This window comes from Polaribacter porphyrae, from assembly GCF_002954685.1.
Taxonomy (GTDB): Bacteria; Bacteroidota; Bacteroidia; order Flavobacteriales; family Flavobacteriaceae; genus Polaribacter; species Polaribacter porphyrae.
The window spans coordinates 270,485-284,298 of sequence record NZ_MSCN01000001.1 but is presented as its reverse complement, the minus strand read 5'-3'; the positions used below and the strand labels follow the sequence as shown (position 1 = coordinate 284,298).

Annotated in this window: 2 protein-coding genes; both read left to right on the top strand. The window is 30.9% G+C overall.

Annotated features, from left to right (window positions below):
• The first annotated feature begins 167 nt into the window (after positions 1-167).
• Entirely contained in the window at positions 168-10,199 is a 10,032-nt protein-coding gene (locus tag BTO18_RS01250; protein WP_105014475.1) for a tandem-95 repeat protein, read from the top strand.
• 868 nt (positions 10,200-11,067) lie between these two features.
• The coding region (locus tag BTO18_RS17545) for a hypothetical protein (protein ID WP_170063214.1) at positions 11,068-13,814 on the top strand (2,747 nt) is incomplete at its 3' end.

Genomic DNA, 13,814 nt, shown 5'->3' with positions numbered 1-13,814 from the left:
AACAAAAATTAGCTTTTTTTCTAAAGCCCGTAAAACTAAAAAGTTTTAAAAAAGGATTCTGCCCAATTACAGATGCTAAATTGCATTTCTTTCGACATTAATTTCTATATGTCAAAAACAGTACATCATTTTATTATTTTATAAAAATCAACTTAGTCCCCCAAGTTATGAAATCAAAAAACAAATTATCATTTGTAATAGCTATTGTTTTACTTTCTATTACTTCAGTTTACTCACTTAATTTAACTGAAAAAGAAAACCTTCCTCCTACAAAACTAGAAAAAATACCACTTAAAAAAGAAAAATTTAATTGGTTGAGTTATGAAAATATTTTTGAAAAATATTCTTCAAATTATAGTTTTGACATTAATAATGATAGAACTGTAACAATTTCAAACAAAAAAATTAATAGTTCTAGAGATGATTCTTTTGAAGATAATAAAGGAAATAATTACCCAACTGAAATAGAATCAGGAAATATTAGATGGAAAGGTTTTAGATTTATTAATCTAAATATCCCAGCAAACGCCATTATTAACAATGTAGAACTTACTTTGTATGGCTACAAACAAGGCAATACAACTGTTAATGTAAAAGCAGAAAATTTATGGGAACCAACTTCTTATTCAGATGGTGATAATTATTTATCAACTAGAAACACAACATCCAAATCTGTTGATTGGTACATACCAAAACTCTCTAATGGTTTAGAATTAAAATCACCCAACTTAAAAGATATTGTACAAGAAGTAGTTGATAATCATAATGGTCTTAAAGATATTAGTATTATAATACAATCCTCAAAAAAATGGGAAGGATGGAATTTTGACGACAGAAGCTCTTCTTATTATCCAAAAATTGATATTAGTTATACTATTGCTAACCCAATAGCAAATGATGATGTAGCTACTATTGATGAAAATACTAAAGCAACTATCAAAATTTTTGATAACGATAAAAATATACCATCAAATGCAAATTTTTGGGTACATAAAACCCCAAAAAACGGATTTATTCAAACAAGTGATATAAACAATACACCTCAAGACAAAAGTGATGACGTAATTATATACACACCAAATCAAAACTTTGATGGTGTTGATAGTTTTGAATACACAGTCTGTGATAATAAAAATAATTGCGATAAAGCCATTGTAAATGTAACTGTAAACTCGGTTGTAGATCCTTGTGATCCTGTTGCTTCAGGAAATATTGATACTGATAAAGATGGTGTTTCTGACATTTGTGATTTAGATGATGATAATGATGGTATTTTAGATGAAGATGAATGCCCAGAGGTAAATCCTTTTACCTTTAAACTAAATGCTAATAATAAAACTTTTACAAATAGTAATACAAAAGGCGATGTTGGTGATGTAATGGTTTATAAAAATGTAGGTACTTATAATGGCACTAAAATTGACTTAAAAGTTACAGTCACTGCCAATTCTGATCCAGAAAATATGACTGTAGATATTAGCGGTTTTAAATTTGGTGAAGATTTATATCCAGTTTTATTAGGTGGTGAGAACAAACAAGAAGTTCCTTATGCTTCTGTAAAATTCGAATTTTTAAAAAATGGTTCTAATCAATTAGTAAATGTTGCTCCTTCTTTTATGTTTAAAGACGTGGACTTTTTAAATGATGGAACAGGAGAATCTGTAGAAATCAATAAAAATTTAGTAAGTAGTTATTCTCTATCTAAAAACCCAGCAACAAACCTATACATAGCTGAAAATATTACTAAAAATTATTCTGGTACTACTGGTGATTTTTTAAGAATAAACTCTAAAAAGGAAAGTTCAGGTCTTAATAATGAAGACCTATGGATTAATTTACAATTACTTGAAGTAAATTCATTCAATATCAATTTCTTAAAAAGAACTGGTAACACAGGTTATGTTTTCGAATCTGATAATTTCTCTAAATCTGCAAACACTATTCAATTAGATGCAAACTGTTCTCTAGATACAGATAACGATTCTATTCCAGATTATTTAGACACAGATTCAGATAACGATGGATGCCCAGATGCAACAGAAGCAGAGAAAAACTTAACCACAACAGAAACTTTAGCTGGTGGAAGTAATGGAGGAAGTTCAGGCAATTTAGGCACCAAATCTAATAAAAACGGAATTCCAATTCCTTTTGGTTCAACAAACGGAAATGAAACTAGAGGTCAAAAAATTACAGCAGCTACCAAAACAGCTGAAAGAATTTCACTAACTACATCAGAATTTACAATAATTGGTAATAATGGTAGCAATGTAACATTAGCTATAGATGCAACTGCAACTAAAACAAATACTTTTGCAAATGGAGTACCAAATTATGACGCTCCAAATGGAACTGATACGTCTAGTTCTTTGAGTTATAAATGGTACAAATCAACAAATGTTAATAATATTCTTTCTACAAAAAAAGCTTTTGACATTAATAACGTAAGAATAGATCAAGCAGGAGAATATAGTGTACTTATTACAGGCGCAAACTTAAACTGCCCTAAAGAAATAACTTTTACTTTAAAAATTAATGATACTCCATCTACTCAAACAGATTATGAAAATGCAGATGAAGATGCAAAAGATTTTAGTGTAGATGTTTTAAAAAACGATGATTTTGGTAATGATGGTCCAAATGAAGGAGCTATAAAATTAGTTTCAGATAAATCAGAAAATAATGGTACAATCACTGTAAATGATAATGGCACTCCTTTAAATCCAAGTGATGACAAATTACTATATACACCTTTCCCTAACTTTAATGGTCGAGATACTTTTGATTATACAATTACAGATGCAAATGGAGATACTGCAACTGGTACAGTTTCAATTTTTGTAAGATCTGTTAATGATTTACCAACTGCAAAAGCAGATGCCATTACTATAGATGAAGATAGTCCACAAGTAAAAATTAATGTAACTGATAATGATGATTTTGGTGGTGATGGTCCCAATAAAGGCAAAATAGTAATCTACAATAAATTCACAACCAAAAGAGGTCAGGTTGCTGTTGATGACAATGGCACTCCTAAAGACCCAACAGACGATGCTATTTTATACACACCACCTGCAAGTTTTAATGGTGTAGATGATTTTAGCTATAATATCATTGATGCGAATGGAAATCGTTCTCAAGCAAAAGTTACTATAACATTAAATGCTATTAACGATGTTCCTACTACAGCAAATGATACTGCTACTGTAGATGAAGATTCTGAAAATAACTATATAAATGTTTTAGATAATGATGATTTTGGTGGTGATGGCACTAATTCTGGTACAATTACATTACCCAATGCAACATCTAGTAAAGGTGGTTTGATTACTGTCAATGACAATAATACCCCTAACAACCCATCTGATGATGCAGTTTTATATTCTCCTGTTGCCAACTTTAATGGACAAGATACCTTCAGTTATTCAATAACAGATAGTAATGGAGATGTTGCAACAGCAACTGTTACTGTAACCGTGAATTCTGTAAATGATAAACCTACTGCAGCAGAAGACACGTTTACAGTTAACGAAGATACCAGCAACAATACTTTAGCTGTTTTAGCTAATGATTCTTTTGGTGGAGATGGTGCTAATTCAGGTAAAATATCACTTTCATTAGCAACATCTAATAAAGGAGGAACTATTTCAGTAGATGATAATGGTACACCTACCAATCCTACAGACGATAAAATTCTTTATACTCCAACAGCAAATTTTAATGGGAGTGATTTTTTCGAATATACAATTACAGATGCAGATGGAGATATTTCAACAACAAAAGCAAATATTACTGTTACAGCAGTTAATGATTTACCAACAGCAGCAGATGATGCTATTACTATAGATGAAGATTCGTCAAACAACACTATAAGCGTTTTAACTAACGATTCTTTTGGTGGTGATGGTTTTGCTGATAATGCCTCTATAATTATAGATTTAGAAAATAGTACAGGTACAGCAGAAGCAAGCAGTAATGGTACAAGTTCAGATCCAACAGATGATGTAATTTTATATACTCCAGCAGAAAACTTTAATGGTACAGATACTTTTACATACACTATTATTGATGCTAATGGAGATGAAGCAACTGCAACAGTTACAGTAACCGTGAATGCTGTAAATGATACTCCAACTGCAAAAAACGATACTATTGCTGTGGAAGAAGACTCTACAAACAACTCAATAAAAGTTACAGATAATGATGATTTTGGTGGTGATGGTGCTAATGCTGGAACAATTTCACTACCATCAACTACATCAACAGAAAACGGAACGCTCTCTGTAGATAATAATGCTACTACTACAGACCCTACTGATGATAAAATAGTTTATACTCCTTTTGCAAATTATCAAGGTCAAGATTCTTTTACATACGTAATTACAGATGCAGATGGAGACACTTCTACTGCAACTGTAACTATTACTGTAAGTTCAGTTAATGATGTGCCAGTAACTGCTAATGATGATGTTACTGTAGATGAAGACTCTATAGAGAATCTATTTAACGTTTTAGCTAATGATTCTTTTGGTGGTGATGGTCATAATTCTGGTAAAATTGTATTATCAGATTTAGTGTCAAGTAAAAAAGGAACACTTGCTGTTGATGATAATGGAACTGCTACTGATCCTACAGATGATAAAATTAAATATACACCATTAGCAGATTTTAATGGTTCTGATACTTTTACCTATTCAATTATTGATGCCAATGGAGATTCTGCTTCTGCTACAGTTTCTGTAACTGTTAATTCAGTAAACGATTTACCAACTGCAGTAAACGATTCTTTTTCAGTTGATGAAGATTCTTCAAGAAATATCATACGTATCTTTAATAACGATTCTTATGGTGGTGATGGAAAACCTACAAGTAATTATTTCGAATATACAAACCCTAATCAAGGTGGTAATCTCTTAATTAGACCAAGCAGAGGAAACAGAGTAAGTGCTGGTGTTGAGTATGACATTGTGTATTATACCCCTGCTGCAAACTTTAATGGTTCAGAAACATTTACTTATACTATTACAGATACAAATGGAGATACATCTACAGCAACAGTTACTATTACTGTTAATGGAGTTAATGATACCCCAAGCACATCTAATGATAGCTACACAGTAGAAGAAGATAGTGCAAATAATAGTTTTACAGTTTTAGCTAATGACGACTTTGGTGGTGATGGTACTAATTCTGGTACAATTACATTACCAAATGCAACATCAAACAAAGGTGGTTTGATTACTGTCAATTACAATAATACCCCTAACAACCCATCTGATGATGTTATTTTATATTCTCCTGATGCCAATTTTAATGGGCAAGACACTTTCGATTACACCATTACTGATTCGAATGGAGATACTTCAACAGCCACAGTAACAATTACTGTAAATGATGTAAATGATGTACCTATTGCTTCTAATGATGTAGTAACAGTTACTGAAGACTCATCAGATAATTCATTAACTGTTTTAGCAAATGATGATTTTGGTGGTGATGGAGCAAATACTGGTAAAATTATACTTACTAATGAAGTATCTGCTGAAAACGGAACGCTTTCTGTAGATGATAATGGCACTCCAAATAATCCTACAGATGATAAAATTAACTATACACCTGTAGCAAATTTTAATGGAACAGATACATTTAGCTATTCTATTATTGATGCAAATGGAGATACTTCTATAGCAGAAGTTACAATTACAATTACTTCTGTAAACGATACTCCAACAGCTGTTGAAGATACTGCAACTGTAGACGAAGATTCTACAAACAACAATTTAAACGTAGTATTAAATGATGATTTTGGTGGTGATGGAGCAAATGCTGGCACAATTACTTTAGTAAATACAACCTCACAAAATGGTGGTACACTTTCAGTTGATAATAATAGTACTGCAACAGACCCAACAGATGATAAAATTATATACACCCCAACTAGCAACTTTAATGGAACAGATACTTTTGATTATACAATAACAGATGCAAATGGAGATACTTCTAATACAACAGTTACAGTAACTGTAAATGCTGTTAATGATGTACCAACTGCAAATGATGATACAATAATTGTTGATGAAGACTCAACCACAAATACAATAAATGTATTAACTAATGATGATTTTGGTGGCGATGGAAAAAGCGATAGTGCAATTCAAGTTGCTACATCAAAATCAGAAAAAGGAGGTACAATTGCTGTAAACGATAATGGTACACCAACCAATCCTTCAGATGATACAATTACTTATACACCCGAAGCAAATTTTAATGGTTCTGATAAATTTACATATTTAATTGTAGATACAAATGGAGACACTTCTTCTGCAAGTGTTTCAATTACAGTAAATGCTGTTAATGATTTACCTTTAGCAGAAGATGATAGTTTTACAGTTGAAGAAGATTCATCAAACAATATCATTACAATTTTTACAAATGATTCTTATGGTGGAGATGGAAAACCATCGAGAAATTATCTCGAAGTTGGCACACCAAATCAAGGAGGAAGACTTTTAGTAAGAGCTAGTAGAGGAAACAGAGTTGGTGGTAGTACAGAAAATGATATTATCTACTATACTCCTGCCCCAGATTTCAACGGAATTGAAACATTTACATACTCAATTATAGATGCTGATGGAGATAAATCTGAAGCAACTGTTACAATTACTGTAACAGGGGTTAATGATAGTCCTGTAACTATAAATGATAATATTACTGTTGATGAAAATTCTACAAATACATCAATAAACGTGTTAGAAAATGATTCTTTTGGAGGCGATGGAGCAAGTTCTGGTACAATTACAATTACTAGTGATAAATCTTTAAAAGGTGGTACTATAATTATTGACGACAATGCAACCCCTACAAATCCAACAGATGATAAAATTACCTATACACCTTTAGCAAACTTTACAGGTATAGATTCTTTTGAGTATACCATTACAGATGCAGATGGTGAGACTTCTAATGGAACTGTTACTGTAACCGTAAACCCTGTAGGCACTAAATACAACCCTTTAGCAATCACAGAGTGTTTTAATATTTTTGTTCAAAACAACTTGACTCTTGGCAGTGGAAAAACTCATGGAAATATTGCTACTGGTGGTAATTTAGAGTTTAAAGAAAATTATTCTATTTCATCAGAAGATTGTGGTTGTTTTGCTGTAAATGATGTGAAAATCGGGCTATTAGTTGGTAAAAAAGTTATTTATCCTCAAAATGGAATTTTATCAATCTCAAATGAAAATCAATATGTAAAAATTGGAGAAGATGGTAATGGTACTGTTTGGTATCAAGATCCTGAAAACAGTTTTGAAAATATGAGAATTACACCACAAGCAGATTATAATGCTAGCTCATATATTCAACTTGCAAGAAGTGCAAGAGGTCTAGGTGTTTCTAATAGCGAAAACCCTGTTATTGAAAAAGATATTATCGATTTTGACAATGCTTTTCAGCAATTACAAACTGCATCTTTAAGCATGTCTTCAGAAGACAGTAATACATCAATATTAAATACAAGTTTTGAAGAAATACCGAGTAATAACTTACCATCAGAAATTGTAATCAATTTAGAAAATAATGTTAATTATCTTAATCTTACTGGCGAAAATTTAAACAAAATTACCAGCATCGATTTTTATGAAAAACCAAGTGAAGATAGAATTTTAATTATCAATATTGATGCAAGTGAAACTCTAGATTGGACAGTTGCTAATCAAAAAAATATTGATTCAGAAAACGCTGCTTATGTAATTTATAATTTTCACAATACTACTTCATTAAATATTGTTGGAGAAAACTCTTTATTTGGTAGTGTACTTGCCCCTAATGCTGATATTACAAAAACCGTAAATAAAGCAACTCTTTCAGGGCAAATTATCGGAAAATCACTAAATATTGATGGTAGTGAGGTTGAATGTGCCGTCTTTGAATCATCTGTATATAGTCCAGAAGATGCTAAAGTAGCCCCAACAGCAGACTATACAATTAATGATAATGACCAGTGTTTAGTTGGTAACTCTTTCGAGTTTTCAAATACAAGCAATACAGGCGCAAACACACAACCAACAGCAATAATAACTTATGCTTGGGATTTTGGTGATGGTACAACTAGCAGTTTAATGAACCCTATTAAAACTTACGATGAAGCTGGTGCATATACTGTAAAATTAACAGCTACAAATGCTTATGGTTCATCAGAAAAAATAAGTCAGATAAATGTTGAAGGTGTAATTATAGCAGACGTTGTTGAGTCTAATAGTACTAAAGATGAAGATGCTGGCTCTGTAACAAAAGAGTTTACATTAAATAATGATAGTGAATTTACAAATTACTCTTGGGCATTAGATGAAGTTGGCACTAACTTGTTTCCAAATGAAAAAACAGTTTCTTTTGAATTTACACAAGAAGGTCAGTACGTTTTATCGATTACAACTTTTAATGGCGATTGTAATAACTCTATAAAAATACCTGTAACTATTACATCAGATGAAGTTAGTACTGGAAATGATGGTGGTTTAGAAAGCGAAAGTTTGGGAGGTGCATTATCTAAAAGATATTTAAGACGAAAAATGAATAGTGTACCAACTATTTTTAAGAAAACAAATGATATCATTTACAACAAAAAGAAAATGGTAAAATCGTTAGCTAAAAAATCTAGTGATTTAACGTTGTTAGAAATGTTTCCAGAAAGATTAGTAGATGGTGATGTAGCTCATGTTACTTCTCCAACAGATATTCTAGATTTTACTGTTGCAGATGAAGTGTTGAGTGTAGATTTTTCTGTAGATGATAAAACTATTGGAGTAGTATTAGGTGTAAAAACGTTAGATCAAATCTATAATCACACCAAAGCTACTTGCGATAGATTAAGAGGAGCAGAAATACTAGATGTTAAAACTGTTGAAATTGACGGCTACAGCTTTTTACAACAAGCAATACAACAAAGAGATGGTATTATAGAACATGCAATTTCTTTTGCTGTTAGCAAAAACAATACCGAAGAATTCTATAAAATACAAACAAACTGGTATGTGTTCGATTATATTGCTGCAAACAATGTATTTAACTTTCAAGTTTGGGCATCAGACCCAGCAAATACTCAAAAAATGGTGTTAGAAATTCTTACAAATCTTAAGAATTCAAAACCAGTTGAGCAATCAGAAAAACAAAAAATACCAAGAACTTATGTTACTAAAGTTGCAAGAGTATCTAATATATTAAAAATGGATTTAAAGAGTTTTGAAGAAGTAGAGGATTTAGAAATATCAATGACAGAGAAACTTACTGAAACCACCACAAACTTAAACTCAAAATACAGTACATTAAACTCCAAAACAGAGCAAACATTAGAACTTGTAATTAACGATGGTTACGAATATGATGGTGATGTTATTTTTGATGGTGAAGTTCAAGATGCTTTTTATCATGCAGATGGTAACTGGGGATTAGATTATGATAGAAGATATACTACTGTTAATGAATATGAAGTGACAAACAATTTAAATAGAGAGTATAAAGATGATGAAATGCTAATCAACAGAAATGTGCACGTTAAAGCTTACAGTGAATTTGACTATTTAGCTGTATTTAAAGCCCTATTACCTGGTAATTTAGCCGCTGATTATTCTGAATATAAATACTTATCTTTTACTGCAAGTGGACAAGGACCTACACAATTAGTATTGGTTAAATCTGGGATAGAAAACTGGAGTGAACAATATAGAGCTACTGTAAACCTAACAGATGAAGAGCAAACTTTCTTTATACCATTTGAGTCATTTACATCAACAGCATCAACTAATAAAATTGCTGCAGACGACTTAACAACTGTTTCATTTACTTATGTAGCTACAACAGCTGGTACTAATAACCTAGATATGAAGATTAGTGATGTAAAGTTCACAAAAACAAACACTGCTTTAAATGTTGATGAGTTTGTTGCTCCTAAAGAAAATGAGTTCTTTGTATACCCAAACCCTTCTAAAGGATCAGTAAACTGTACTGTATTTAGTAATACAACAACGAAAGCTAAAGCAACATTATTTGATATTACAGGTAAAACTATTTATAAAGGAGAAATTAATTTATCTCAAGGTAAAAATAAACTTAATTTTAATTTTAATGCAAAAGCAGGAGTAATGTTTTTAAGAATAAATAGTACCGAAACTAATTATGGTACTTCTAAAATTATTTTTAAATAGTTAATTTTACAAAAATAACCTCTTAAAGAAAAGTTTAAGAGGTTATTTCATTGAATTTTAAGCTAATAAAGTATTAAAATCAACATGAGCTCGACTTTAAAGCACTGTTAATTAGTTAGTTGAGATTTTTGTTATTGAGATTCATGTTATCCTATGTTTGCAAAAAGAAGTTCTTTAAAAATTTTTTAAATTTATTTCAACAGAAGAAAGAGAAAAATAAAAGCTTAATTCTGTCATTAGTCAATTAAAACTGTTCGAAATTACAAAAATCTAATTATCAACCAAATAACCTCAAAATAATCAGAAAAAATATACCTAATTCACGTTAAAATCAAGTTAATTATTCAAAAAAACTTTTTTATATCAATAAAATAATTACCTTTGTATTGTAATAGCAATTAATTTAGGTTTTACATCTAAATATATCTTCCCCAGCAGTAAGCTTATAGTTAGCATTCATTAGTCATTAGGTTAATGTCAATTAACGGTAAATTTCGTTTATTTATCCAAAATTATTAACCCTTAAGAAAAAATATATTATATTTGTTCTTGAATTTAAAGTTATTAACCCTAATTAAAAACTTTTTCAAAGATGAAAAATTTATCCCTAAAACCTCAAAAACTACTGATACCTTCAGTATTACATCAATCAAATCCATTTATTAATAAATCTCAATTAGATTTTAAACTGATTACATCCTGATATAGGATTATAGTCTATTGTTAAAATTAATACTACTCTGTTTAGAGTGGTTGTATTATAACGTTATAATCTAACAAAGATATTCCACACCCTTAAGAACTAAACCCCTAGTATCTTCTCTAGTGCGAATAAAATTGTGAACCCTAATTGAACAATTTTAAAAACATGACAACAAAAATTACGCCCAGCCGAATTGTAAAATCTAATGCTTCTTTAGTTTTAAAGAACTTAAAGTACATATTACTTAATTCTAATAGTAAAATATTATTATTAGTTTTAGTTATTTTATTAAGTTCACAACAAATATTCTCTCAAACTAATCAAACTCATAATGGTAAAGAGAGTATTCGTCAAGCAAATGGAATAACTGCAAAATCTAAAAATAAAACTAGTTTCGAAGATTTTTCAGCATTAGATGCTTTTTATCTGAACAACAGAAGCAATATATGTTCTCCAGAAACTTCTTTAATTATTACAGAGGGCACATCTTATGGAATATCTAGATCTACTATCAACAACAATGGAGTTCCTTCTTTTTGTTTAAGTTTAGGTGATGATGCTCCTCAAAAAGATGATATTTATAATACAACTTTAACACCTGCAAGTGATATAAGTTTTAATAATCCGAACTTATCTAAAGCAACTATTCTAGAAAGAGTACAACGTACAATGTCTATTTTAGAGCATCCAAACTTTGCTCCAAGTTCACTACCTAATTCTCTTGAAGATGATTTTTATAAAGCAATTTCAGTTGTTGTTTGGAGTTGGACAAATAATTTAACTATTTCAAATAGTATAAACTATAGTTGGACAGGGAGTAATGGTAATACATATAATGCAAATAACTTAAAAAACTGGGTTATAAATAGCACTTTACAAAAATCAGATGTATTCTGGTTATTACCAGTAAATAATGATTTACAACCAGAAGTATTGATAAATCAGAATTCGTCTTCTAACTGTTGTCCTACGCCTCCAGTAATTACAACTAGTACAGTTGCACCAACTTCTGGAAATAACGGAAAAATTAAAATATCTTCTGCTACAGGAGCTCAATTTTATGGTATTAGTTCTTTAAACGCAGGTAGCTATAATGGCGCTACAACTATTGCTACTGCTACAAAAATACCCAATTCTTTACCAACAACAATTTTAAACAATGCACCATCTAATGGAGGTACTTATATTGTAAGAGTTTTCACTAATATAGATGGATGCTTTACAGATTACACAATTACAACTCCATCAAACTCAGGTCAAGGTTGTACAAATATTTATGCAGAATTTCAAAGTGATACTAATAACGTTGTAAATAAATTTAATGCAGAAGGTGCTCCTGATGGTAATTTTGCAAAAATTTACAATAGTAATCAACAATTAATTTTAGACTTTAACCAGACTTTTCCTGCAGGCACAGAATATAAAATTACTTGGCGTAAGAGAAATGGTCAGAGTGGAATTGCTTATATAGATTTATCAGAATCAACTTCATCAAATTCAGGTTTTATAAATCATCCTAATAAACCACAGACATCTACTTCAAATAATTTTATAACAACAACAGTAACTGCAAACTCTAATTTTAGATATCTTGCATTTGACAAAGGAAATATAAATAATACCGATTATGATTTAGATGCTGTAGAAGTAATTTGCGTTAACTGCGATGTTGCAGATAATAAAACTTCAAACGCTTCAATTACAGAATCGCAAACAAAAATATTAACAGGTTCACCTGCTAGTGGAACTTGGTCAGTAGTTTCTGGTGGTGGTTCTATTAATGGAAACATATATACTCCTGCAGATATCAATACAAACACAACTGTAAAAATTAGATATACAATTGCTGCTGACGGATCTTGTGCAGCTACAACTGATGATGTTACTTTTACTGTAACTCCTGTTTGTGTTACTGCTGATAATACTACAAGCTCTGCTTCTATCTCTGAAGGACAAACTAAAACTTTAACAGGTTCACCTGCTGGTGGAACTTGGTCTATTGTTTCTGGTGGTGGAACTATTAATGGAAACATTTATACACCAGATAATATTGCAGATAATGTAAATGTAAAAATAAAATATACAATAGCTGCTGATGGTGATTGTACTGCAACTTCTGATGAAGTAACTTTCAAAGTTGAAGCTTTTCCAGTAGCAACAGTTTCAAAAACTGATGTTACTTGTTATGGTTTAGATGATGGAACAATTACATTCACTTTTCCAGATATTTCATCAAGAACTCATATTGCATTTAGTTTAAATGGTGGTTCAACTTATCAAACAAATGTAGCTGATAATTCTGGAAGTGTAACATATTCTAACATAACACCGGGAACTTATGATGTTTGGGTGAGATGGGGTGATCAAGATTATCCTATGGATTTAGGAGCAGACGTTATAATTTCTGAACCTGCTGAAATTATAGCTGATAACACAACTTCGACTGCTACAATAAACGAAGGAGAAACAAAAACGTTAACTGGTAATCCTTCTGGAGGAACTTGGTCTATCGTTTCTGGAGGTGGAACTATTAATGGTAATATATACACACCAAGCAACATTAATACAAATACAACTGTAAAAATAAGATATACTTTACCTGCAAACGGAACTTGTGCAGCATCAACTGATGATGTTATTTTCACAGTAACTCCAGTTTGTCTAAATGCTTCAAACTCAACTTCAACAGCTTCAATTAATGAAGGTCAAACTAAAACTTTAGTAGGAAGTCCTGCTGGAGGAACATGGTCTATTGTAAATGGTAATGGAGTTATTTCTAATAATAACACATACACACCAAATAACATAAACAGTAATGATTCTGTTGAATTAAAATATACAATTCCTGCAGATGGTTCTTGTGCAGCTTCAAGCTCGTTTGTCTCATTTACAGTTACACCAATATGTGTAAC

What these genes read in the sequence shown, in the direction of transcription:
- BTO18_RS01250 (WP_105014475.1), top strand. Translation starts at nt 168, where the DNA reads ATGAAATCAAAAAACAAATTATCATTTGTAATAGCTATTGTTTTACTT.